The following is a 24,197-nucleotide window of genomic DNA, read 5'->3' on the forward strand; positions in this document are numbered from 1 at the left end:
ATCTGAATGGAATTAAAAGGCATTTTGAATGTGGGTGATGCGGCGAACGGTGCGCCTATCCGGCGCCAATTCCACCGCCACGACATCGATTCGGTAGTCGTGGGTCAGCATTCGCCGCCGGACCGGAGAGAGGAGAAAGGCCTGGACCAAGTGGTGCAACTTGCGCTTTTTGCGATCGTCAAGGCTCTCTTCCGGAATACCCATGCGACGGGAGGTCCGGGTTCGAACTTCAACAAACACGAGAGTGGGGCCGTCGCAACAGATCAAATCGATCTCTCCGAGCGGACATCGCCAATTGCGCACAATGACCTCGTAACCGAGATTCATCAAATACCCCGCAGCGAGCTCTTCCCCGTACCGCCCCAACGACCGCCGGTCCACGAGCCCTCCCCCCTTCCTTTCCGGATGGCTTCGGTCCCGCGGCTCTCAGTGACCTTTGGTGGCAAAATACGCGTCGAACATTTTCCGCACGATGGCCGCGGAGTCCGCCCCGTGGCCTCCTCCCGGGACCACCACGGCGGCCGCCACTTCTGGATGATCATAAGGCGCATAACCGACGAACACCGAGTTGTCGTACCCCTGCTGACCGGTTTCCGCCGTCCCGGTTTTACCGGCCGCCTTGTACGGTGCCCCGATAAAGGCGCCATAGGCCGTGCCCGAAGGTACGTTGCACACTTGATACATCCCCTGCCGGACCACTTGGAGCACCTGGGGGGAGACCGGCACGGTATTCAGCACTTTCGGCTCGATCCGCTTGACAATGGAGCCGTCCGGCGCCACGATGCGATCCACGACGTGGGGCTCCATTCGTTTGCCGCCATTGGCGATGGTCGCAGTGTACTGGGCGAGTTCAATGGGCGTGAACTGCTCGTACTGCCCGATGGCCGAATAATACACCGCCGGCAGCGTTCCGTCGTCCATTAATTTGCCCTTTTCTTCGTTCGGAAGATCAATTCCCGTCAAAGCTCCGAGGCCAAATTGTTCCTGATACTGCTGAAACCGCTTCATCCAAGCGGTACGCGGCCCTTTCGCCCATTGATCCAGTTGTGTAAAAGACATACCCGGCGTCCACTTGCTGGCCATCATCCCGACCCGGTAGAAAAACGTGTCGCAAGACTCCCGGATCGCATCGATGACATTGACCGTCCCGTGAGCCGCCCAGTCCCGGATCGTCCATTGATTGATCCGAATGTAACCGGGATCGTAAGTGGTCCAAGATGGTACGATGACCCCGTCCTGCAGGGCGGCAATGGCCGTGATCAGTTTCCCTACTGAACCCGGGACTTGCGGATCCTGAATCGCACGGTTCATCTCCGCCGGTGCGAACTGGGTCCAGTGGGCCTGACTGATCCCGTTCACAAACCAATTGGGGTCGTAGTACGGATAACTGGCCATGGCGATGACCTGGCCGGTGTTCACGTCGAGCAGGACAGCCGCGGCATTTTTCACGCCCTGGGAGCGCAATTTCTGCACTTGATCCGCAAGCGCCTGCTGGGTCGCCTGCTGGACCCGGGCGTCGATGGTGAGCACCACATCGTCCCCGGGGACCGGGGAGACCGCTTCAATCCCCGCCGTCGGCTGGTTGGCCGCGTTGACCATAAACCGGAACGCCCCATCGGTGCCGCGAAGATATTTTTCATAAGACAGTTCCACACCTTGGCGGCCCACCTTCTCATCCCGACGGTAGCCCCGGGCCAGATAGCTGTCCAATTGCTCGGGCCCAATGGAGTTCAGATAGCCGATCACGTGGCAGGCCAACGTTCCGGCTTTGTAGTCCCGCTCGGGAGTTGCCACCACCTGAACGCCGTTCAGCTCCCCCATATGCTCAGCCACGTACGACCGCTGTTGGTCCGTAAGCCCGAGTTTGATGGGCCGCCAGATCGGTCCCAGGGAGGCGTCGTTCATCTTCTGTAAAATGGCATCCGGGGTCATCTGAAGCACTGGGGCCAGTTGATTGGCGATTCGTTTCTCCACGTTTTCATCAGAGGTGAGATCGGCCCAATACAAACCGTAGGAGGCTTTGTTGCTCACCAAGAGTTGACCGTTGCGGTCGTAAATCTTCCCCCTGGGGGCGGGCCGGGTGAGGATTTCAAACCGGTTCCGATCGGCCAACTGTTTATAAGACGCGCTCTCCACCAACTGGAGCTGCACCAGCCGATTCGCCAACACCCCGAGGAGAATGACGACCACACTCATCAACAACAGCAGACGCCGCCGACGTACCATTGCGTTTTCCGAGTTGGACACGCCGCCAGCCTCCTTCAATCTCGCGCTGACCCTATTCTACTTCTCCCGGGCTTCATCCACCAACCCACCCGGGACCGGCAAAAGCGCAGAAATCGTTGCCCCGCCCGGGCAGGGCTCTTTCCAGCGGGCCACGGGACCGAAGCTTCGCCGATGAATGGGGCACGGGCCGAGCTTCTGCAGGGCCTCCAAATGGGCCGCCGTGGGATAACCTTTGTGCCGCTCAAACCCATAACCGGGGTACCGCTCGGCGTATTCCACCATCAACCGGTCCCTGGTCACCTTGGCCACAATGGAAGCCGCCGCTATACTGGGCGACTGCGCATCCCCCCGGACCACCGCCAAAGATGGAGCCGGCATATCGGGAACGGGCCGGCCGTCCACCAACACTGCCTCGCATCGCTTCCCGAGGGTCGCCACCGCCCGGCGCATGGCCAGCCTCGCAGCCTGAAGAATATTCAGCCGATCGATCAGATCCGCGTCCACCACCGCCACTTCCAAGGCCAGGGCATCCCGGCGCAGGCGCTCGAACTGCTCTTCCCTCTGCCCGGCGGTCAGTCGCTTTGAATCCCCCAGCCCGGCGACATCAAAATCTTTGGGGAGCACCACCGCCGCCGCCACCACCGGACCCGCCAGGGGTCCCACCCCGGCCTCGTCCACCCCCGCGACCAGGGAGTAGCCCTCGTTCCACAACTTCCGCTCCCATTCCCACCCAAGCGCGGGCAGGCGGGTGGGGACGCCCCCCGAGTTCCCGGGGCTCATCCGTTGTCCACCCCTTCAGCCGATGCCTCATCGGGAGGCGCTTCGAGGCTGATTCTTCCCAAACGCCCGGTTCGAAACTCCCGACAAACCAGTTCGGCCGCGGCCGCCACGTTCACCCGGCCCCCCGCCATCAGAAGCCCCCGACCTTTCCCCACCTGTTCCAGCCAGTCCTCGGGCTCCCCGGCCAGGTCGCCGTAACGACCGGCCAAAGCTCGGGGGTAAGTCAACTGCAACCGCTTCAATAGAAACAGAGCCACTTCTTCCAACGGGAGGATCTCCTCCTTGATGGCCCCGGTGGCGGCCAAAAGCAGACCCGTCTCAGGGTCCTCGAACTTGGGCCACAGAATTCCCGGCGTATCCAGGAGTTCAAATCCCTCCGATGTCCGGATCCACTGCTGAGCCCGGGTGACACCTGGCAAATCCCCGGTTTTTGCCGCAGACCGCCCGGCCAGGCGGTTGATCAGCGAAGATTTTCCCACATTGGGGATGCCCACAATCAGCACCCGCACCCCGCGGTTCCGCACCCCCCGCTTTTTCCATCGTCCCACAGAAGGGGCTGCCAGCTCCCGCACCGCGCCGCCAATCCCCCTCAACCCCCGGCCGCTGCGAGCATCCACCGCCACGGCCCGCCCCCCTTGTCGGGCGAAAAACCCGATCCAGCGCCGGGACACATCCGGGTCTGCCAAATCCACCCGGGTCATCACGACTAACCGCGGTTTATCGCCGATCAATTCGCCGAGTACCGGATTTCGACTGGCAGAAGGAATGCGGGCGTCCACCAGCTCCAAAACCACATCTACCCATCGAATGGCTGTGGCCACTTCCCGCCGGGCTTTGGCCATGTGACCCGGATACCACTGGATCGTCACCCATCTCCCCCCTGCCGTCCAAACCTCATGACACCTCGGTCATGGTCAGTACCTGCCCGAATCAAAGTTAACCTTCGGATCATCGGAAGGGCTGAATCCGAAACTGGGAAAAGGGCCAAAAGATCACATCGGCCCGGCCGATCACGTTGGCATCCGGAACCATGCCCACCGTTGGATCCCGGCTGTCCTTGCTGTGATTCCGATTATCCCCCATCACAAAAAGGTGACCCGGGGGCACCACCACCGGCCCGTAGGGGGCCCGGGGCGGAGCCGCAATATACGGTTCCGATAAAGGTTGACCGTTGCGATAAACAACCCCATCCCGGATTTCAATGCGATCCCCGGGTAGGCCAATGACCCGTTTCACGAAATCTTGACTTGGATCCCCCGGATACCGGAAAATCACCACATCTCCGTATTGGGGTGGGTGAAAGTCGTATACGAGCTTGTCCACAATGAGCCGTTCCTCGTTATGTAGCGTCGGTTCCATGGACTCGCCGTCAACGACGAAAATTTCAAAGACAAACAGCCGAATCAAGTACGCCAGCAGGAGGGCAACGGCGATCGCGACCGCCCACTCCCACAATTCCCGCCAGGATGAGGTGCCGCGCGTCTTTCCCTCGGGTGCCTCCCCGGCGGGCCGCTGCTCTCGCTCCATCGACAATGAGTAGCCCCTCCTTGATCGGTCTCCTCCACCACCCGTGGGCATGATGCCGGAGAGGGACCTGTTTTCGACAACAAGTCCCTCTCCCAGTTCAGCGAATTTCCTTGATACGCGCGGCTTTCCCTGTCAGCTCGCGCAAGTAGTACAGTTTTGCGCGGCGGACCCGGCCTCGACGGACCAGCTCGATCTTATCGATCACAGGAGAATGCAGCGGAAACGTCCGCTCGACCCCAACGCCGTAAGACACCTTGCGGACCGTGAACGTCTCGCTGATCCCACCGCCCCGGCGCTTAATCACCACACCTTCAAAAACCTGAATCCGTTCGCGGTTTCCTTCCCGCACCTTGACATGAACCCGGAGGGTATCTCCGGGACGAAAGGCGGGGATATCTTTTCTCATGCCTTCCTCCGCCAATTGACGAATGACCGGATGCATCGGCCAACCTCCTTCCACCAGGCGTTCATACCGGCCTCTCCGAGCCGCAGAGGACCGCCTTGATCGCCAACGCTCATTATATCTTACTGTCGGCAAAATGGTCCAATCAATTTTCCCCCTCGGGGTCGGCCGGGGGCGCACCGCCTTCCGCGATTTGTTGCGGCAGAGGCAAGTTTTCCTCCCGGGCGATGGCCTCCACCTCTTTGCGCTCTTCCTGGGTGAGGGCCGACCAGTTCACCAGATCCGGCCGCCTCAAGAGAGTCCTCCGGATCGCCTCCCGGCGCCTCCACCGGGCGATCTCTCCGTGATGACCGGAGAGAAGCACTTCGGGCACCGATAGACCCCGATAGACCGGAGGGCGGGTGTATTGGGGATACTCCAGCCACCCGTCAGAGAAACTCTCCCTTCGCGCCGATTCCTCGTTCCCGAGCACACCCGGAAGCAACCGTGCCACGGCGTCAATGATGGCCATTGCGGGGATCTCCCCCCCGGTCAGGATGTAATCGCCGAGGGAAATCTCATCATTCACCACCAGGGTTCGGACCCTTTCATCGAATCCCTCATAATGGCCACAGATCAACACGAGATGATCCAACCCGGCCAACTCTTCAACGATGTCCTGGGTCAGCCGCCTGCCCTGGGGACTAAGCAGCACCACACGCCGGCGGACCCCGGGTGTCTTTGCCACGACGTCCTCCACGGCCCGGACGATGGGATCGGGCGCCAACACCATTCCCGTACCCCCACCATAGGGGTAGTCGTCCACCATCCGATGCTTATTCGTGGAAAAATCTCTAAAGTTCACCAGGCGTACTGAAAGCCGTTTTGCTTGGAGGGCCCGGCCGAGGATACTGGTGCGAAGGATCCCATCGAACATCTCCGGAAACAAGGTCAGCACATCGATGATCACAATTCCTCCAACCCTTCGGGGAGCGAAACCACCATGAGCCTGTCCTCCACGGAAACCCGCTTCACCACAGACGGGACGGCGGGAACCAGGAGATCTTTCGCCCCCGGCCGCCGCACCACATACACATCGTTCGCTCCGGGTTGAAGAACCTCGGACAACTCACCCAACCATCGGCCGTGCTCGTCCACCACCCGGCAGCCCACCAACTGATGAATGTAGTACTGGCCTTCCGGAAGAGGCATCAGTGCCGATTCCGGCACTTTCAACTCCCGGCCCTTCCACGGCTCCACCGCCTGGATGGAATGAAATCCGGCAAACTGGACGATGTACACGTTCTTGTGTTTGCGAGCCTTCTCCACCCGGAGTTCCCGGGCGGGACCCGTCCCCCCGTCCAGCCACAAGACCGACCCCTGCCGGAACCGGACTTCGGGAAAATCGGTGCGCGGGAAGACGCGAACTTCTCCTCGCAAACCGTGCGTTCCCACCACCACGCCGACCGTGTACATGGGCTCTTCCGGCGTCATCGCGATCCCCCTTCGGAAGATATCCCCGGGACCCGGAACTGCCGTTCAACAAAGGGAATTACTTGCCTTTTCGCCCGGCCCGTCGCTCGTGAAATTCCCTCATCACTCCCGCTTTGCGAAGCAAACTCCTTGCGGTATCCGAAGGCTGAGCCCCGGTCTCTAACCAATGCAACGCCCGCTCGGTATTGATCTGGATAGCAGCTGGTTCAGCTAATGGATCATAGGTGCCAATTTCTTCAATAAACCGCCCATCCCGGGGCGACCGGGAATCTGCCACCACCACGCGATAAAATGGACGTTTCTTCGCACCCATCCGCTTCAAACGAATCTTAACCACCGAACCTTTGTCCCCCTTTGTACTCAGATATTCGGATTACCGGCTCCAACCAGGATGGCCGGCGCACCCAACCAGCAGGGCTCCCGCCTAAAAGGGCCGAAATCCTTTGCGTCGAGCCATTTTCTTCCCCATGCTGGAAAACTGCTTCATCATCTTCCGCATCTCTTTGAACTGTTTCAGGAGGCGGCCAACATCCTCCACCCGGGTACCGCTTCCCGAAGCGATCCTCCGCCGCCGGCTGGCGTCGATCAACTCCGGCCGACGCCGCTCTTCGGGAGTCATCGACAGAATGATGGCCTCCACCCGGCCTAGCTGCCTCTCGTCCACCTGGAGATTGCCCAAGCCCTTGATCTTGTTCATGCCCGGCAGCATCCCCAGCAGCTGATCCAGAGGACCGAGTTTGCGGACCTGGCGGAGTTGATCGAGAAAATCTTCGAGGCTGAACTCCCCGGCCCGCAGCTGCCGCTCCAACTGCTTGGCTTTCTCCGCATCCACCGTCTGCTGGGCTTTTTCGATCAAGGTCAGGACGTCGCCCATGCCCAAGATCCGGGAGGCCATCCGGTCCGGGTAAAAGGGTTCCAGGGCATCGAGCTTTTCCCCAACCCCGGCAAATTTAATCGGACAGCCAGCCACCGACAGGATGGAGAGGGCCGCGCCCCCCTTGGTATCGCCGTCCAGCTTCGTAAAAATCGCTCCGGTCAACCCCAGCCGCCCGTGGAAAGCTTCCGCGACCTCCACCGCCGACTGGCCGGTCATCGCGTCGACCACGAGAAGGATCTCGCCGGGCGCAACGGCCGCTTTCATCCTCTCCAATTCTTCCATCAACGCGTCATCCACGTGCAGCCGACCGGCGGTGTCCACCAAAACCACGTCGCATCCTTCTTGAGAAGCCCGCTCCAGGGAAGCTTTGGCAATCTCCACGGGGTCGGCATCCCCGCCCAGAGAGAACACCGGAACTTTAAGCCCTTCACCCAGGGTTTGCAGTTGGCGAACGGCGGCCGGTCGATAGACATCCGCAGCAACCAGCAGGGGCCGTCGGCCCTGCTTGCGCACCCACTGAGCCAGTTTCCCGGCCGTTGTCGTTTTCCCGGCCCCCTGCAGACCCACCAACATCACCACCGCCGGCCGGCCGGACAGGTTGAGGGTGGATGGTTTGCCACCCAAAAGAGAAGTCAACTCGTCGTGGACGATCTTGATCACCTGTTGGGCAGGAGTGAGGCTTTTCATGACCTCTTGCCCCACCGCACGCTCCCGGACCCTGGCGACAAAATCCCGGACCACGGTAAAATTCACGTCGGCGGCCAACAGGGCCCGGCGTACTTCTTTCATCGCCTCGTCCACGTCCGCCTCGCTGAGTTTCCCTTTTGACTTCAAACGGGCAAAGGCCTCTTGGAGGCGACCCGCCAACCCTTCAAACATCCCCGTCCCCCCCTCCTGTCCCGTTGCCGTCCTCACAAAGTTCCCCGACCAATTCAAGCAAGCGCCGCTGTTGATCATCGTCCACCGGAAGCCCGGCGATCACCTCGGCAAGCTGCCTTTTGACCGCCCGCCGGCGCATGTGGCGACTCACAAGGCCCAGTACCGCCTCGTACTGTTCCAACTGGTCCACCGCCCGCCTCAGGTGATCATGAACTGCCTGACGGCTGACCCCGAACTGAATGGCAATCTCACCTAGGGAGAGGTCTTCCAAATAATGCAACTCGACAAAGCTTCGCTGTTTCTCCGTCAGGAGTGCGCCATAATGATCGTACAGCAGATTCACCCGCGTGGTTTTGTCCAACACCGGCGCCACCGCCTTGTCAAGCCAATCGGCTTTACACCGGAATGTTACCGGATCGCAGGGCCATTGTCAAGGGTTCTCCCGGCCCTCGGCCCCGTCCGTTCCGAGAAGGGCGTCCACAAAGGTTTCCGGATCAAAGGGCTCTAAATCCTCGATTCCTTCCCCGACCCCGACGAATTTCACGGGGATGCCGAGACGCCGGCGAATCGTTAACACCATTCCGCCTTTCGCCGTCCCGTCTAATTTTGTCAAAACCACCCCCGTCACCCCGGCGGAGCGAGAGAACAGTTCGGCTTGGGTGAGGGCGTTCTGCCCCGTGGTGGCATCGATGACTAACAGCACCTCGTGAGGAGCTCCATCGACCTCCCTGGCCGCCACCCGGCGGATTTTCTCCAGTTCGGCCATCAAATTCGTTTTGTTGTGCAAACGCCCCGCCGTGTCGCACAACACCACGTCCACCCCTCGGGACCGCCCGGCCTGGATGGCGTCAAACACCACCGCCGCAGGGTCGCTCCCCTCCTGCTGGCGAATCACATCCACCTGGGCCCGGGATCCCCATACCTGCAGTTGCTCAATAGCCCCCGCCCGGAAAGTGTCTCCGGCAGCCAGGAGTACCTTACGGCCTTCGCCCTTGAGCCGATGAGCGAGTTTGCCAAGGGTGGTGGTTTTCCCGGCGCCGTTTACCCCGACAACCAGCACGACGGATAGAGATCCGGGATGAATCTGTAAAGGCGCAGAATCCCGACCCAAAACTTCAAGAAGAAGTTCCCGCAACAGCGGGCGCAGTTCCCACGCTTCTCGGACGCCGCGTTCCCGGGCCTGGTTGCGGAGATCCTCCACCCACTCCACCGCTTGATCCACCCCGACATCGCCAAGAATCAGCAACTCCTCCAGTTCGTCAAACAGCGCATCATCCAACCGCCGCCGACCGGTCACCAGGGAACTCATCCGGCCGAAAACAGCCTCCCTGGTTTTTTGAAGTCCTTGGCGAAAACGATCGAACAAACCCAAATTGTCTCCTCCTTTCTCAACTGGTTCCCGCGGGCCCGCACGGCAACGGGTCGTCGCCATGCGCAAAGATCCGTCAAGAGGCCGTCTGCTCCTCGGGTTCCGGATCCACCATTCGCACCGCCACTAATTTTGACACCCCGGCCTCCTCCATGGCGACCCCATACAGGGCGTCCGCCTGCTCCATCGTACCTTTGCGGTGCGTGATCACCACAAACTGTGTCTCATGGGAGAATTCCCGAAGGTATTTGGCAAACCGGTGGACATTGGCTTCGTCCAACGCGGCGTCCACCTCGTCCAACACGCAGACGGGAACCGGATTCACCCGAAGAATCGCGAACAACAGGGCGATGGCCGTCAGTGCCCGCTCCCCTCCGCTGAGCAGGGAGAGGGTTTGAAGTTTTTTCCCCGGCGGCTGCGCCGCGATTTCCACCCCCGTCCCCAGGGGATCTGCGGGATCGGTCAACTCCAGTTGCGCCCGTCCTCCCCCGAAGAGGCGGACAAATACCTCCTGAAACTGCGCGCCGACTTCCTTGACAGTGGCCAAAAACCGGCTGGACATCTCGTCGTCCATTTCGCGAATCAGGTCGTTGAGACGGGCAGAGGCAGCAAGGAGATCATCTCGTTGGGCGCTCAAAAAATCGAGCCGTTCCCGCAATCGGCCATACTCCTCCACCGCTCCGGACCGCACCGGTTCAAGACTTTGCATCGACCGGCGCAACTCCTCCAACCGCCGGGAGAGCGGGCCGGGATCCTCCACATCTCCGAACCGTTCTTTTGCCCGTTCGAACCCCATGTGGAAGTTCTCCGCCAAATCGTCTAAGGCATGCCGCAGTTCGACCTGGAGTCGTTCCCGGCGAACCGTCCACGCGTGAAGATCCTGTTCCAGACGGTGAAGGCCCTGCCGCCTGGCCGCCACCGCGGCCTCCGCCCGCTTGACCGCCTCCGCCTCCCGCAACCTCGCTTCCTTAGCGTCTTGCAGTTCCCGAAGCCGCTCCGCCGCCAAAGACTGTCCTTCTTCCAGTTGCTCCGAGATCGTTATCAGACGGCTTCGGGTTTCGTCCCGGCGTTTTTCAAGTTCGCCGATCTCTTTTTCGAGAGCGGCAATCTGGCGCTGTAACTCCCGAAGTTCGGAAACTTTGGCCTCACGCTGGTGAACGGCGTAGGCCCGCCTCTCCCTCAAGGAGGCCAATTGGACTTTCAGCTCGGTGATGATTGCCCGGCGTTCCTCCAATTGGCCCTCCATCGCCCGGCGCTCGACCTCGAGGGCGCTGATCTTCTCTTGAACCAAGGCGGCTTGACGCTCGGCTTGAACCGTTCGCTCCCGGGCCTGCTCCATGTACCGCGTTTGCTCATCCACTTCCTGGCTCAGGCGATCCATCTCGAATCGATCCCACTCTAACCGCTCAATCAAGCTTTTCAACCGGGCCCCGAGATCATCTTGAATTCCCTGGAGTCGGTTCCCCTCCTTGCGCGCCTCGTGCAGCGCTCGTTCATTTTCTGCGGCCGCCCGCCCGAGAACAGCCTCTTCCTCCCGAAGAGTCCGTAGAGTCTCCTCTCCCTTGTCGACGCGTTTTCTCTGCTCGTCCACCTGCTGGGCCATCAATTCCACCTGGCGGCGCCGGGAAAGCAAACTTCCGCTCCCCTTTATCGGCGCTCCCCCGCTCATCGTGCCTCCCGGGTGGACCACATCCCCTTCTAACGTCACCACCCTGTACCGGCGGCGGACCCGGCGGGCCATTTCCACCGCCCCTCGCAAATCCTTCGCCACGGCGACCTGTCCTAGCAGATACGACACCAGCGACTGGAAGGCAGGTTCCGCCTTGACAAGATCGGCCGCCACTCCGACCCAGCCGGGCGCCCCGGACAGGGTCTGCCGGTCGGCCTCCGACATCGTCCGAGGTCGAATCACCGATAGGGGAATACAGGTGATCCGCCCTTCCTTCGCCCGTTTCAGGTACTCGATCGCCTGGCGACCCGCATCCTCATCCCGAACCACCACGTACTGCAATGCCGGCCCCAAGGCAGCTTCCACGGCAGAGTCCAGACCGTCCGGCACTCGGATCACCTCGGCCACCGCCCCGAGAACGCCGGAAAGCTTTCCGGCCTTGGCGGCGGTGAGCACAGTTTTGACTCCCCGTCCGTACCCTCCATATGACTCTTCGAGGTCCTTCATAACCTCCCATTTTGATACCAGGGCCGCCAACTGCTCCCGATCCCGACGCCATCCATTTTCTGCCTGGTCCATTCGCCCCCGCAGTTGCCTCTCCTGGGCGACCCGATCCCTGTCGGCTTCCTCCAGGCTTTTCACCCGGTTTTCCACGGTCTCCTTTTGCCGCTGCACCTCTTCGAGTTTCGCCTTGAGATCTTGCGCCTCCCGACTCCGCTCCGCCGACTCCTCCATCAGGCGGTCCCGGCGCCGGGCGGCCACCTCGAGGGCCTCGCGTCGATGCCGTTCTTCGTTCCGGGCCGCCGCCGCCTGGTTGAGCCGTTCGATCAGCTCAGCTTTGCACTCTTCCAAGCGAATCTCCAGTCCTGTCCCGGCCGCGTCCCCGTAACCCCCTTCTGCTTCTTCCAGTCTCCTCCGCCTTTCCTCCAGCTCTGCCTCCGCCGACCGGACCTCCGCCTCCAGTCTCTGAAGCTCCCCTTGAGCCGTTTCCCTCCGGGAAATCAGGTCTTGAAGGCGATTTTTCGCCTCAGTCCAAGTCTGATCAAGATGAGTGACCCGCTCTTCCAAAAGCCGGCGCTGCCCCTCTTCCCGTTCCCTCTCTGCCTGCCACGAGGCCCATGAGCTCTGGATCTCCTCCAATTCCCGGTCCTGGCGCACCAGCTCCAGGCGCCGCTGCTCCAGATGGGCCTCGGCGTCCGCCAGGGCCGCCGCCTCCTGAGCCGCCGCTTGTTCCGCTTTGACCGCTTCATCCTGGGCCCGTTGATACTCCATGTGGGTTTGTTCAATGCGGTGCACCGCCAAGCGCCCGGCGATGGTGGCCGCTTCTTCCTGAAGGGCCCGATACTGCCGTTCCCGTTCGGCCTCCGCGGCGAGGGGGGTCGCCTGTTCCGTCAGTTCGTGGATGACATCTTCCACGCGCATCATATTGGCTTTGGTGTCTTCTAATTTCTTCAGCGCCTCGCGCTTTCTGGCTTTAAATTTTACAATGCCGGCGGCATCCTCAAAAATTCCCCGGCGATCCTCCGGACGATTGGAGAGAACCTCGTCAATGCGGCCTTGACCGATCATCGAATAGGCTTCTTTGCCAAGGCCAGTATCCAAAAACAGATCGATGACATCTTTCAGCCGGCAGGTTTGACGGTTCAGCCGATATTCACTTTCCCCTGACCGGTACAGGCGGCGGGTCACGGTAATCTCCCGGTAATCCAGGGGTAATCGCCCATCCTCGTTGTCGAGGGTCAAGGACACTTCACAATAATTGATCGGTTTTCGCCCGTCGCTCCCGGCAAAAATCACATCCTCCATCCGGGCGCCGCGCAGGCTCTTGGCCGACTGCTCCCCTAGAACCCATCGCAGTGCTTCGGCGATGTTGCTTTTGCCGCTGCCATTGGGCCCGACAACCGCCGTGATCCCCGGGGGCAGTTCGATCTCCGTCCGATCTGCGAAAGATTTAAACCCCGAGATCTCCAACCGTTTAATGTGCATGCGCGTCGACCCCGTTCCATCGTTCCATGATTCGGTAGTGTCATTGTAGCATACATGGGACCCGCATCGAGATCGGATACTAGTTCCGACGAGTTTGTGATGGGGGGAATCTTCCTCGGGGCAAGGGGGTCTAAACGAGCACCTTCCATGAGGCGTACGTAATGGAGAAAGGGGGCGTCCGCTGTGCGAAACAACGGTAAGAACAGGGGAAAATCCTGGTTGTGGTGGTTCGGATTCTTGCTCTTTAGTTGTGTCCTGGTTCAACCGAATGCTGACGCCACCCGCCCGGACAGCACCCACGTCGAGATCGGGGATGCCGGGTCCGGCGAAATCCTCGGCCACGCCCCGTGGAACGCGGAGGTTGCCGAGTTGGTCAGCCGAATCGCCCACTCCTGTCACAAGATCGATCCGGCGGCCCAGATTCGCTTCCCGCCTGGATACATTGTCCGAATCGTCTTCGATGGAGCGGTTGAAACAGGCATGCCACACCCGGTCAGAGAATTGTGGATCGTCGTGCCGAGGGCGGAACCGGGATCCGGCCGGGTGATCGCCTTCGACCCGGATCATCGAATGACCGTTTACCGGCCGGAGTCTTCTCTAGAGCCACTTCGCCGGTGGATCCACCGCCACACGGGGCGGAGCGGGGAGCCGGTTCACCGGTCGGGATCCCCGCCCTGGACCGGGGCTCGCCGATAAGCCGAGGACAAAAAACGTTCGTGAAGGGCATACTCGGCCATCCCCAAGACGATGACCGCAGGAATTGCCCGCCAGATCGGAGTTCGTCCGCCGGCGCGGATCGCTCGATACATGAAAGGAAAGCCCATGAAAAGACTCGGGGCATTGCCGAACCGGGTTAGGAGTATGCGGTCCGCCGCCACTCCGATCACCGAGAGCAACAATCCCACGGCCACGGGCCGCGCCGTCCCCCAAAACCGCAGCACAGCCGGAAAAAGAAACATTTTTAAGAGACCGTTCATCCGCCCACCTCCTGTCGCCGACACCCATAGTGTGAGACGGCAGCAGTTCTCCCATACTGGCGGGCGGGGCAACCGGGGGCTCTCCGGCCCGGGTGAGGATTAAGACGGAAGGACGGTCAATTTCATGAGCGCCTCCCGGGCAGCGTGCTGTTCGGCTTCTTTCTTGGAGCGTCCAGACCCCTCCCCGTAGGCTTGTCCACCGATCCACACCTGCGCCACAAACTCCCGGTGATGGGCAGGGCCCCGTTCATCCGTGATCCGGTACGTCAGTGGCCCCAAACCCACTTTTTGCACGTGCTCCTGTAGCATCGTTTTGTAATCATCCAGAATCGGGGCCTGCTCACGCTGCAAGGCCGGGAACATCATGCGCAGCAAAAACTCCCGGGCCGCCTCCAACCCTTGGTCGAGGAAAATCGCCCCGATCAGCGCCTCGTAGACGTCTGCCAATAGAGACGGTCTGCGCCGCCCCCCGGACATCTCCTCCCCCCGGCCGAGGCGGATATATTGATCCAGCCCCAGGGCCGTCGCAAACCGCACCAGGGAGGGCTCACAGACGATGGCGGCCCGCATCCGTGTCAGTTCTCCTTCCGGAAACCGAGGGTAAGCCCGGAAAAGAAACTCGCTGACCAGCAGTTCCAAAACGGCGTCCCCGAGAAACTCCAATCGCTCGTTGTCTTCCACATCGCCCCGGTGTTCGTTTCGGTAACTGGAGTGCGTGAACGCTTGACGGAGGAGTGATGCGTTGCGGAAAGTGATCCCGAGGCGCGCCTCCAACTCATCCCATTTTGTCGCCACAGTATCCCACCTGTTCCGAGCAAAGCTAGGCCTCCGGCATCCTCCGCACCACAATGCAGGCGTTGTGGCCGCCGAAACCGAATGAATTGGAGAGAACCACATTCACCTTGGCCTCCCGATAGACATTCGGGACATAATCCAGATCGCACTCAGGATCAGGGGTCTCATAGTTGATCGTCGGCGGGATTTTGCCCTGCTGAAGGGTCAACAAGGAGGCAATGGCTTCCACCGCCCCGGCCGCTCCCAACATGTGGCCAACCATCGATTTGATCGAGCTGACAGCGACCCGATAGGCATGATCACCGAACACCCGCTTAATGGCGATGGTCTCGAATTTGTCGTTCAAATCAGTACCCGTACCGTGGGCATTGATATAATCGACATCCTCGGGCTGAAGCCCCGCATCTTTCAGAGCGGCGGCCATGGCCCGGGCGGCACCGTCTCCTTCCGGAGCCGGTTGCGTCACATGGAAGGCATCCCCGCTCATCCCATAGCCGACTATTTCACCATAAATCCTGGCTCCCCGCTTTTGGGCATGCTCCAAGGCCTCCAGAATGAGGATCCCCGCGCCCTCACTCATGACGAAGCCATCCCGGTGCAATTCAAAAGGACGGACTGCCTTTTCGGGCTCATCGTTCCGGGTCGACATGGCCTTGGCGGACGAGAATCCCGCCAGGGCCATGGGATGGATGGTCGCCTCCGTGCCGCCGGCGATCATCACGTCCGCCGCCCCATACTGGATCATTCGGGTCGCATCCCCCACCGCGTGAGTGCCTGTGGCACAGGCGGAAATCGGGGCGCTGTTGGGCCCCTTCGCCCCAAACTGGATCGAGACCTGCCCGGACGCCATGTCGGCGATCATCATCGGAATCAGAAAAGGACTGACCCGACGAGGGCCCTTTTCCAATAGAATCTGATGCTGTTCCATTAATGTGTGCAATCCGCCGATTCCGGATCCTATGTACACGCCCACTCGTTCCGGATCCGTATCGGCCATGGACAATCCCGCGTCCTCGAGAGCCATCTTCGCGGCCGCCACAGCAAACTGGGCAAACCGGTCCATCCGCCGCGCTTCTTTTCGATCCATAAAGGCCTCCGGATCGAAGTTCTCCACCATTCCCGCAATCTGGGTCGGGAATTCGGAAACGTCAAACCGGTCAATTCGCCGAATGCCCGAACGCCCCGCAAGAAGATGAGACCAAAACTCGGAAACGGAATTGCCGATAGGCGTCAATACTCCGACGCCTGTCACCACCACCCGACGCTTCACGGCCTTCCCCCCCGGCACGTAACATAAAAGTCCCGCAACAACGTACGGGACTCTCTATTGTTTTACCCTTGATGCGAATCAATATACCGGACCACTTCAGCCACAGTCGAAATCTTTTCCGCATCTTCATCGGAAATCTCCATGCCGAATTCGTCTTCCAACTCCATGACCAATTCCACAATGTCCAGGGAATCGGCACCCAGGTCGTCTTTAAACGACGCTTCCATCGTCACTTTGTCTTCATCGACGCCCAGGCGGTCCACGATAATCCGCTTGACGCGGTCGAACGTATCAGACATTTCGTCACCTCCCTTCACAGAGTATACTACATGGCCATGCCACCGTCGACGTGAAGTACATGCCCCGTAATATACCCCGCCGCCTCAGAACTGAGGAAAGTCACTGCTTCAGCCACCTCCTCGGGACGCCCCAGGCGCCCCAGAGGGATCTGGTCGTGAAGGGCCTGCACCGCTTCTTCTGTCATGGCCGCCGTCATATCCGTCTCAATCAACCCTGGCGCCACGGCGTTAACGGTTATCCCCCGGGAAGCGAATTCCCGGGCAGCCGTTTTGGTCAGTCCAATCAATCCAGCCTTGGCCGCCGAATAGTTGGCCTGGCCGGGGTTACCCATCACACCGGCCACCGACGTGATGTTGACAATCCTCCCGTAGCGCTGCTTCATCATGGGCCGGGCTGCGGCGCGAATACAGTGAAAAGCGCCCTTGAGATTGGTGTTCATCACCGCATCCCAATCGTCGTCCTTCATGCGCAGGATCAACATGTCCCGGGTAATCCCGGCGTTGTTCACGAGAATGTCCAGACGCCCAAAAGCCTGAAGAACCTCCCGCACCAATCCGTCAGCCTGGACCGGGTCCGAAACGTCTCCGCCAAAAGCCCGGGCCCGTCCCCCGGCTTCCTCGATCCGCCGAACCACCTCATTGGCGGCCTCTTCCCGATGGACGTAGTTTACCGCCACAGCCGTCCCCCGGGCGGCTAATGCCAAACACACGGCTCGGCCAATCCCCCGGGATCCTCCTGTGACCAGGGCAACCCTTCCTCCTTGTGGCGCATCGGTCACGATTCTTTCACCGCCTCCCAGCGATTCCACAAAGCCTCCAAACTATCCGGATCCTCCGCCGCGAGGATCTCGACCTTCCGATCCACTTTTCGAACCAACCCGGATACCACCCGACCTGGACCGACCTCCGCCACCTGGGTCACACCCATGGCGATCATCGCCCTCACTCCGTCTTCCCACAACACCGGACCCGCCACCTGGCGAACCAGCGCCTCGCGAATCTCATCCGCCTTGCGCCTCGGTTTTGCGTCGACATTGCTCACCACAGGGCAGATCGCATCCCGCAGGGGTACACGGGCCAAATCCCCGGCTAACCGCTGGGCCGCAGGCTTCATCAAAGAACTGTGAAAAGGCCCACTGACTTCCAGGGGAAGCACTCTCTTCGCCCCCCGCTCCAAAAGTCTCTTGCCGGCCTCCTGCACCGCCTCGGTCCTTCCGGAAATGACCAATTGGCCCGGGCAGTTGACATTGGCCAACTCCACCGGTCCAACCTCCCGGCTGACCTCCGCACAGACCTGGTTCACCGTCTCCCGGTCGGCCTGAAGAACCGCCGCCATCGTCCCCCCACCCGCCGGGACCGCCTCTTGCATGTATTGGCCCCGCCGGTGTACCACCCGCACCGCATCGGCAAAATCCAGCGCCCCTGCCGCCACCAGGGCGCTATACTCTCCCAGACTGTGCCCCGCCGCCACGTCAGGCCGCACACCCCGGGCCTCGAGAACCCGCCACATGGCCACACTCGCCGTCAAGATCGCCGGCTGGGTGTAAGCTGTCTGTCGCAACTTCTCCTCGGGCCCATAGAAACAAAGGTCCGATAGCGAAAAGCCCAACACCGCATCCGCTTCCTGAAACGTTTTCTTCGCTTCCTCGTATGTATCATACACCGCTTTGCCCATCCCGACCTTCTGAGCGCCCTGCCCCGGAAACACCCACGCCCACATCCTCATCCCTCCTCCCGCGCTCGGCGCGTTCCTTCGTTATCTGCACTGGCAAATGCCGTCTCCTTCAACCGCTTCTGCATGAGGTCGGTGACGTGTTCCGATACAAACTTTCGCGTCTGGCCGATCGCCACATCGAAAGCCCGGCCATTGGAGGCTCCGTGTACCTTGACCACCAACCCGCGCAAACCGAGCAAGGGCGCTCCCCCGTACTCCCGGTAATCCATCCGCCGGCGGAACTCCTTCAACCCGCGATGCATCAAAACCGCCGCCAACTTTCCCGCCCCGGATGTGGTAAACATTTCCTTTAATTGCACAAATACTCCGAGTCCCACACCCTCCAGGGTTTTCAAGAGAACGTTGCCCACGAAGCCGTCGCACACCACGACGTCGCACGCTTCAGCAAAAACGTCCCGGGCCTCGACATTGCCGATAAAATGAAACGGCGACCGGGACAACAGGGGGTAGGTTTCCTTGACGAGGCGATTTCCTTTCCCCGCCTCGGTCCCGACATTGAGCAAACCGATACTCGGGCGACGAATTCCCAACACTTTTTCCGCATAGACATTCCCCATCACAGCGTACTGAACGAGGTGGCTCGGCTCCGGGTCCATATTCGCCCCCACATCCAGTACCAATACGCCCTTTCCCCGCACCGTCGGCAAGATCGGCGCCAGGGCCGGCCGGGCGACACCCTGCAACCGGCCGACAATCAGCAAACCGGCCGTCATCAGGGCACCGGTGTTTCCCGCCGACAACATCGCGTCACAGGAGCCTTCTTTCACCAACCGGGCCGCAGTGACGATGGAAGAGCGCGCTTTGCGGCGGACCGCCCGAACCGGCTCGTCCTCCGGGGAGATTACCTCCTCGGCGTGAAGAAAGGACACGTTCTCCGGAGCGTCCGTTAAAAGCGGTCGAACCTGTTCCTCCCGTCCGACGACGACCAGTTCTAAATCCGGGTACCGGCGTGCGGCGGCTACAGTTCCCTCCACTGCCGCCGCAGGCCCCTGATCGCCGCCCATGGCATCAATGGCTATCTTCACCGCTACCGGCCACTCCTTCCCGTTCCCCGCGGGGCTGAACCACCAGAAATCGCCCTTCAAACACCCGATCTTCCCCCGAACGGGTCCATACGTCCACCTGGGCGAGATCGCGTTTTTTCTGTCTCACCACGGCTTTAGCAACCAACCGTTCCCCTAGATAAGCTGGGCGAATAAACCGCACGTCTGCCGCCGCCGTCAACGCCACCGGAGCGTCGATCACCGCCACGGCCAAGGAGTTCGCCTGGGCAAAAAGATGATGTCCCCGAGCGATACGCGTCCGGTAAAAGACGTGATCTTCTCCAACTTCAAAGATGGAAATCGCCATTCGGTTCAGTTCGAGTTCGATCAATTCGCCGATCAACTCACCGGTATCCAGGGAACGCGGTCCTTCCAGCCGTTTTCTTGCCACTGCCCGGATCCTTTCCCGGACTTCGGGAATCCCGAGGGCCATGCGGTCCAATCGGATCGTCTGCACGCTCACCCCGAACCGCGCGGCAATCTCCTCATCGGTGAGAAAAGGGTTGCCCTCCAGCAGCGCTTGCAACGCCGTCTGCCTTTCCCTTCGATTGCGAACAGCCACGGCGTTTCCCTCCCACTGACCGATCCCCCGCCGGGGACCCCGGACCACGGCATTTAGTACCAGATACTAAAAACAGTATACATGAAGAGAGGATTTTCGTGCAATGCTGAGAACAACCGGTGGTCCAGGGTCACAGGGCCTTGGCGTCGGCAAAGGGAAAGGACCATAAAACGGCCCGAGGCCGCTGATCTGCTTCCATCAACAGCCTCGGGTTTCCACGCCGACCCAAGCCCCCCGCTCCACCCGGATCGTTGGCGTTGCAGCCATTACTTCCCTTCCACCACCTGTCGCCCTTTATAATAACCGCAAGTCGGGCAAACCCGATGGGACAACTTCGGCTCACCACACTGCGGGCAAGGGATCATTCCCGGCACCAACAGTTTATAATGCGTCCGACGCAAACGTTTACGCCTTTTCGACGTTTTTCGAAACGGAACAGCCACGCTTCCACCTCCTCATCCGGAACCACCGGAGGACCCGGATATCCCCTTCCATAATTCCCCTAGTTTCTCCCAACGCGGGTCTGTCGCCCGGTCCGAGCAACCACAGGGTCCCTCGTTCAGATTGGCCCCACATTCCGGACATAGCCCGCGACACTGCGGGCGACACAACGGCCGCCAGGGCAGGGCCAGAATCAAAGCCTGCTCGACATAAGGCGCGAGGTCGACCTCATCCGATTCAATGGGGGTCATGTCATCCTCTTGATCCCACTCGCCGGCTGGCGTCGGTAGCCGCACGAAGCGCTCGTGAAAGAGTGTTTCGAGAGGTTCCCAAAACTCCGCCAAACATCGGGAACACCGGTAGGCCACGCGCGTTTTCAGGGTTCCATCCACTTGGAATACCCCAGGGGAAATCTCCCGGGCCTCGAGCTCGACCTGCACGGGTTCCACCGCCGCAACTGAGCGATCCCGACGGGCCACCTCATCCACTGAAACACGGCCGCTTACCGCCATCCCTTCGGGGCGTCCCCGAAGGTCGTGCAACATCAGCTTCATCGGGATCACCTCGTGTGCAACCGCACTGAATTATAACGATGGGGCCGGCTTTTGTCAACGGTTAGAACTTGACGGCTTAACCGAAAGCGACTGCAAGAACTTGACGGCCTCAGCCAACGTGTGGACCGGAACAATTCGCATCTTGGCGCCGATCCGCCGAGCTTCTGCCTCGGCGTCTCGCTGATTGTGGTCCTGGGGTCCAATGTCGGCGGGAACGAAAAAGACCTCCGCTCCCGCCCGTTCAGCGGCTACCACTTTGTGTTCGACCCCTCCAATTTGACCGACTCGGCCATCGACGTCGATCGTCCCGGTTCCTGCAATAATATGCCCTTTTGTCAAGTCCCCGGGCATAAGCTGATTCAGAATTTCAAGGGCGAACATCAGGCCCGCCGAAGGTCCACCGATATTCCCGGTCTGAAAATCCACCCGCACGGGCGATTCCACCTTCTGTACAGTGACCACCTGAACTCCGAGGCCCGTCTGGGGGGCATCCTGCCCTGTGCTGCCCGGCAGCTGGATCAAAGGGACCGTCAACTCCAGAGTAGCGTTGTCCCGCTTGACGGTGAGGCGGACCGTCTTTCCCGGAGAACGACTTTTTATGTCCCGCACCAATTGGTCTTGGTTTGCCACCACCCGGCCATCCACAGCGGTAATGACGTCCCCTTGGTGGAGAATACCCTGGGCTGCGGAATTGGGAAGAATCCCGCGCACTTCAACTCCCTTCTGCACCACCTGGACGGGTTTGCCGAGATACCGGAGGGCGGCGACCACCGCGCTATTTTGAGACCCCTCCATCATCTGTTTCATCAACGCTTCATAATCGGCATCATTCAAACCAAAGGTCGCCCGGTTTTTCGGCTCAATTTCGCTCCCGGTCACCAAACCGTAGGCGAGGAGATAGACATTGCTCACCGGCAGCGAGTATACGGTGGTCAGTAGCAGCTTTCCCCGCTCGTCCTTGTGGCCTCCTTGCACGGTGACAACAGGCTCCACCGGGTCGGCGGATCCCGGCATAAACAAGTAATAGGGCAGCGGGACCAAGGCGAGCACCACCAGCACCGCCAGAGCCAACACCCATCCCTTGTAGTTTTTCCACAACCTGCGGAAGACCCGCCTCATACGGTCACGCCCCCTCCGCCGTCGATCCGTCCTCCCCGCCCGCGCTGCCTATCAGCTCCCGAATCCGGGGGATCATTTGGAGAGCCGCCTCCCGCCCCCGTTCGATCATCACCTCAGCTTGGCTGAATGCCGTGGAACCGATCGCGCCCAGATCCGGTTGAATAACGACATCCGCCTCGGGAAGGCGGACGTCCACAATCTGTCGTTCCATGATGTCGATACTTTGAAGAATGACATCGAAAATATGGCGGACAGGCCCGGCTTGGCCCTTTCCCACGTCCACGGCCACCACCACATCCGCCCCCATTTCCCTGGCGGTACGCACCGGCACCCGTTCAATCACTCCTCCATCCACCAACAGGCGCCCTTCGGATACCACCGGAACAAAGATTCCGGGAATCGAAATGCTTGCGCGAACGGCCCGAAAGGCTGGGCCTTTCCGAAATACCACCCTCTTGCCCGCCTCCAGATCCGTCGCCACCACCCATAACGGCGGCGACATCTGCTCCAAAGCCATCCCCTTGGTTAGAAACCGGATCACCTCAGTGATTTTATCCCCCAAAACCAGTCCCATCTTTGGGACGGCCGGGTCCACCCACGATCGGCGCGGGAGTGAACACGCCAGCTTTCCGAGATCCCCGGGCCCGATCCCCGAGGCGTACAAAGAACCGACCAAAGCGCCCATACTGGTCCCCGCCATCAGATCGATGGGAATCCGATGCTCCTCCAGCACTTGCAATACTCCGATATGAGCGAACCCCCGGGCACTCCCCGCCCCCAGGGCCAGCCCGATCCTGGGTCTTCCCACGGTTCGGTTCTCCCTTCTCGAACGATCCCACCAAAACGGCCGATCATCCTCTTTTCATGATATGACAGGCCCGACTCCACACATACCGTCTAAGGCCGGTATTTGGCCCGGAGCGCCTCCTCTACGTGGGGCGGCACCAAGCCGGACACATCGCCGCCGTACTTCGCGATTTCTTTCACAATACTTGAACTGAGATAAGAGTAATTGGTGCTTGTCGGCATAAAAAATGTTTCCGCCCAAGGCCACAACTTACGGTTCATGGTGGCATTTTGCAGCTCGAACTCAAAATCGGAAACAGCTCGAAGTCCCCGAATCACCACCCTGGCGCCCCTTTGTTTGAGGTAATCGACCAAAAGGCCCATGAAGGTCTCCACCCGCACGTTATCGAATCCCTCGACAGACCGTTCGATCAATTGCTTTCTTTCTTCAACCGCGAATAGAGCACTTTTGTGCGGATTTTCTAACACTGCAACCACGACGGCGTCAAATATCTGGGCGCCGCGTTCAATAATGTCCAAGTGCCCCATGGTGATCGGATCAAAACTTCCCGGATATATGGCTGTGATCATTCTGTCGACTCCTTTCGATAAAACGTCAGGGCGGTATCGCCATAGGTCGATCGCTTCCAATGGTGCCACATCCCGATCTTATCTGGAACCGCCGTTTGTGCGGAAGTCTCCACCACGGCCACAGCCCCCGTTTCCACCAAGCCCAGGCGGTCCAACTCCCCAAGTAGATCCACCGCCCCGGCCATTTTGTATGGGGGATCAAAAAACACCCAGCGAAACGCTATCGCCTGGCCCGAAACTCCTGCAGCCGGCAAAAGGGCATTCAACCTGTGCAAGGCGACCCGGACGTCCATCGGCAAAACCCGGCAACGCGCATCCAACCCAAGGCGTTTCAGGTTGCCCCGTAAAACCCGGAGGGCCGCCGGGGATTTTTCGATGAAAACGGCCCGTTCCGCCCCCCGGCTCAGGGCCTCGATGCCAAGAGCTCCGGTACCGGCGAAGGCATCCAGCGCCCATCCCCCGTCCAGGCTGCCGCCCAGGATACTGAACATCGCTTCTTTGACCCGATCGGCGGTGGGACGCGTCCCCCGGCCCGGCACGCCAGCCAATGGGCGGCCACCCAGCTCTCCGGCGACGACCCGCATGTGACTCACCTCCACCGCCCTGTTGCAAAGAGTGTACCACATTTGACGTGTCCAACATGTATAAACGCTCGCAAACCTGTCCATGATGATAACCGGCGGCTGTCAACCGACGCCGCAAACCGTGGAGCAGCAGGGTGTCCCCATATGCTCTCCTCCGGTTTCTCCTCTCCCGTGTCGTCTGGCGAAGGCCATGCGACAACCCCCTCGTTGACCCGGACGGGGGGGATTTTTTATGAAATAAACAATCGATCC

The 24,197-nt window shown here is 60.4% G+C and carries 28 protein-coding genes; 1 reads left to right on the top strand and 27 read right to left on the bottom strand.

The window, feature by feature from the left end; all coding sequences use genetic code 11:
- Positions 1 to 12: 12 nt before the first annotated feature.
- From CVV65_RS09100 to smc, 13 genes are all read right to left on the bottom strand, one after another.
- The gene (locus CVV65_RS09100; protein ID WP_100667859.1) at positions 13 to 381 is read right to left on the bottom strand and encodes a YraN family protein; all 369 of its coding nucleotides are present in this window, start codon (positions 379 to 381) and stop codon (positions 13 to 15) included.
- A 45-nt stretch (positions 382 to 426) separates the two neighbouring features.
- The gene (mrdA, locus tag CVV65_RS09105; protein WP_100667860.1) at positions 427 to 2,247 is read right to left on the bottom strand and encodes a penicillin-binding protein 2; all 1,821 of its coding nucleotides are present in this window, start codon (positions 2,245 to 2,247) and stop codon (positions 427 to 429) included.
- A gap of 36 nt (positions 2,248 to 2,283) precedes the next feature.
- The gene (locus tag CVV65_RS09110) at positions 2,284 to 3,006 is read right to left on the bottom strand and encodes a ribonuclease HII (protein WP_100667861.1); all 723 of its coding nucleotides are present in this window, start codon (positions 3,004 to 3,006) and stop codon (positions 2,284 to 2,286) included.
- Positions 3,003 to 3,875 (bottom strand): ribosome biogenesis GTPase YlqF, encoded by an 873-nt coding sequence (gene ylqF / locus CVV65_RS09115; RefSeq protein WP_100667862.1) that lies wholly within the window; start codon positions 3,873 to 3,875, stop codon positions 3,003 to 3,005. The genes CVV65_RS09110 and ylqF overlap by 4 nt, the downstream gene beginning before the upstream one ends.
- Positions 3,876 to 3,954: 79 nt before the next feature.
- The gene (gene lepB / locus CVV65_RS09120) at positions 3,955 to 4,533 is read right to left on the bottom strand and encodes a signal peptidase I (RefSeq protein WP_331250465.1); all 579 of its coding nucleotides are present in this window, start codon (positions 4,531 to 4,533) and stop codon (positions 3,955 to 3,957) included.
- Between the two features lie 97 nt (positions 4,534 to 4,630).
- On the bottom strand, positions 4,631 to 4,975 hold the full coding sequence (rplS, locus tag CVV65_RS09125) for a 50S ribosomal protein L19 (protein ID WP_013075457.1): 345 nt from the start codon (positions 4,973 to 4,975) through the stop codon (positions 4,631 to 4,633).
- A gap of 106 nt (positions 4,976 to 5,081) precedes the next feature.
- Positions 5,082 to 5,885: a tRNA (guanosine(37)-N1)-methyltransferase TrmD gene (gene trmD / locus CVV65_RS09130; protein WP_100667863.1), complete on the bottom strand. Its 804-nt coding sequence runs from the start codon at positions 5,883 to 5,885 to the stop codon at positions 5,082 to 5,084.
- Complete coding sequence (rimM, locus tag CVV65_RS09135) at positions 5,882 to 6,409, bottom strand: ribosome maturation factor RimM (RefSeq protein WP_100667864.1); 528 nt, start codon at positions 6,407 to 6,409, stop codon at positions 5,882 to 5,884. The genes trmD and rimM overlap by 4 nt, the downstream gene beginning before the upstream one ends.
- A 58-nt stretch (positions 6,410 to 6,467) precedes the next feature.
- Positions 6,468 to 6,746 carry a 30S ribosomal protein S16 gene (gene rpsP / locus CVV65_RS09140; protein WP_100667865.1) on the bottom strand — a complete coding sequence of 93 codons (279 nt, stop codon included), beginning with the start codon at positions 6,744 to 6,746 and terminating at the stop codon, positions 6,468 to 6,470.
- 87 nt (positions 6,747 to 6,833) lie between these two features.
- On the bottom strand, positions 6,834 to 8,165 hold the full coding sequence (ffh, locus tag CVV65_RS09145; protein WP_100667866.1) for a signal recognition particle protein: 1,332 nt from the start codon (positions 8,163 to 8,165) through the stop codon (positions 6,834 to 6,836).
- Entirely contained in the window at positions 8,158 to 8,529 is a 372-nt protein-coding gene (gene ylxM, locus CVV65_RS09150; RefSeq protein WP_100667867.1) for a YlxM family DNA-binding protein, read from the bottom strand. The genes ffh and ylxM overlap by 8 nt, the downstream gene beginning before the upstream one ends.
- 66 nt (positions 8,530 to 8,595) lie before the next feature.
- A complete protein-coding gene (gene ftsY / locus CVV65_RS09155) occupies positions 8,596 to 9,537 on the bottom strand; it encodes a signal recognition particle-docking protein FtsY (protein WP_232796570.1) in 942 nt (313 codons plus the stop codon).
- Between the two features lie 73 nt (positions 9,538 to 9,610).
- On the bottom strand, positions 9,611 to 13,189 hold the full coding sequence (gene smc / locus CVV65_RS09160; protein WP_157935452.1) for a chromosome segregation protein SMC: 3,579 nt from the start codon (positions 13,187 to 13,189) through the stop codon (positions 9,611 to 9,613).
- A 183-nt stretch (positions 13,190 to 13,372) separates the two neighbouring features.
- Between smc and CVV65_RS16760 the strand changes: the two genes are divergently transcribed.
- Positions 13,373 to 13,885: a hypothetical protein gene (locus CVV65_RS16760; RefSeq protein WP_157935453.1), complete on the top strand. Its 513-nt coding sequence runs from the start codon at positions 13,373 to 13,375 to the stop codon at positions 13,883 to 13,885.
- Here CVV65_RS16760 and CVV65_RS09165 read toward each other — a convergent pair.
- From CVV65_RS09165 to rsmD, 14 genes are all read right to left on the bottom strand, one after another.
- Positions 13,843 to 14,166, bottom strand: coding sequence for a hypothetical protein (locus CVV65_RS09165; protein WP_100667870.1), 324 nt, complete (start codon positions 14,164 to 14,166; stop codon positions 13,843 to 13,845). The genes CVV65_RS16760 and CVV65_RS09165 overlap by 43 nt on opposite strands.
- Before the next feature lie 99 nt (positions 14,167 to 14,265).
- Positions 14,266 to 14,961 (bottom strand): ribonuclease III, encoded by a 696-nt coding sequence (rnc, locus tag CVV65_RS09170; RefSeq protein WP_100667871.1) that lies wholly within the window; start codon positions 14,959 to 14,961, stop codon positions 14,266 to 14,268.
- A gap of 25 nt (positions 14,962 to 14,986) precedes the next feature.
- The gene (gene fabF / locus CVV65_RS09175) at positions 14,987 to 16,231 is read right to left on the bottom strand and encodes a beta-ketoacyl-ACP synthase II (protein WP_100667872.1); all 1,245 of its coding nucleotides are present in this window, start codon (positions 16,229 to 16,231) and stop codon (positions 14,987 to 14,989) included.
- Between the two features lie 62 nt (positions 16,232 to 16,293).
- On the bottom strand, positions 16,294 to 16,530 hold the full coding sequence (locus CVV65_RS09180) for an acyl carrier protein (protein ID WP_100667873.1): 237 nt from the start codon (positions 16,528 to 16,530) through the stop codon (positions 16,294 to 16,296).
- A 26-nt stretch (positions 16,531 to 16,556) separates the two neighbouring features.
- Positions 16,557 to 17,309, bottom strand: coding sequence for a 3-oxoacyl-[acyl-carrier-protein] reductase (gene fabG, locus CVV65_RS09185; protein WP_100667874.1), 753 nt, complete (start codon positions 17,307 to 17,309; stop codon positions 16,557 to 16,559).
- Entirely contained in the window at positions 17,306 to 18,250 is a 945-nt protein-coding gene (gene fabD / locus CVV65_RS09190) for an ACP S-malonyltransferase (RefSeq protein WP_407928341.1), read from the bottom strand. Before fabD ends, fabG begins: the two co-directional genes overlap by 4 nt.
- Positions 18,251 to 18,252: 2 nt before the next feature.
- Positions 18,253 to 19,290 (bottom strand): phosphate acyltransferase PlsX, encoded by a 1,038-nt coding sequence (gene plsX, locus CVV65_RS09195; protein ID WP_100667876.1) that lies wholly within the window; start codon positions 19,288 to 19,290, stop codon positions 18,253 to 18,255.
- Complete coding sequence (fapR, locus tag CVV65_RS09200; RefSeq protein ID WP_100669354.1) at positions 19,274 to 19,870, bottom strand: transcription factor FapR; 597 nt, start codon at positions 19,868 to 19,870, stop codon at positions 19,274 to 19,276. Before fapR ends, plsX begins: the two co-directional genes overlap by 17 nt.
- A 266-nt stretch (positions 19,871 to 20,136) precedes the next feature.
- Entirely contained in the window at positions 20,137 to 20,313 is a 177-nt protein-coding gene (gene rpmF, locus CVV65_RS09205; RefSeq protein ID WP_100667877.1) for a 50S ribosomal protein L32, read from the bottom strand.
- Positions 20,314 to 20,325: 12 nt separating this feature from the next.
- The gene (locus CVV65_RS09210; protein ID WP_100667878.1) at positions 20,326 to 20,865 is read right to left on the bottom strand and encodes a YceD family protein; all 540 of its coding nucleotides are present in this window, start codon (positions 20,863 to 20,865) and stop codon (positions 20,326 to 20,328) included.
- A gap of 54 nt (positions 20,866 to 20,919) precedes the next feature.
- Entirely contained in the window at positions 20,920 to 21,984 is a 1,065-nt protein-coding gene (locus CVV65_RS09215; RefSeq protein WP_100667879.1) for a SepM family pheromone-processing serine protease, read from the bottom strand.
- Between the two features lie 4 nt (positions 21,985 to 21,988).
- A complete protein-coding gene (locus tag CVV65_RS09220) occupies positions 21,989 to 22,792 on the bottom strand; it encodes a patatin-like phospholipase family protein (protein WP_100667880.1) in 804 nt (267 codons plus the stop codon).
- An 89-nt stretch (positions 22,793 to 22,881) separates the two neighbouring features.
- Positions 22,882 to 23,361: a pantetheine-phosphate adenylyltransferase gene (coaD, locus tag CVV65_RS09225; protein WP_013075437.1), complete on the bottom strand. Its 480-nt coding sequence runs from the start codon at positions 23,359 to 23,361 to the stop codon at positions 22,882 to 22,884.
- Positions 23,358 to 23,945, bottom strand: a complete 588-nt coding sequence (gene rsmD, locus CVV65_RS09230) for a 16S rRNA (guanine(966)-N(2))-methyltransferase RsmD (RefSeq protein ID WP_157935454.1) — start codon at positions 23,943 to 23,945, stop codon at positions 23,358 to 23,360. The genes coaD and rsmD overlap by 4 nt, the downstream gene beginning before the upstream one ends.
- Between the last annotated feature and the right edge of the window lie 252 nt (positions 23,946 to 24,197).

The sequence above is a fragment of the Kyrpidia spormannii genome, assembly GCF_002804065.1.
In the GTDB taxonomy this organism is placed as follows: domain Bacteria; phylum Bacillota; class Bacilli; order Kyrpidiales; family Kyrpidiaceae; genus Kyrpidia; species Kyrpidia spormannii.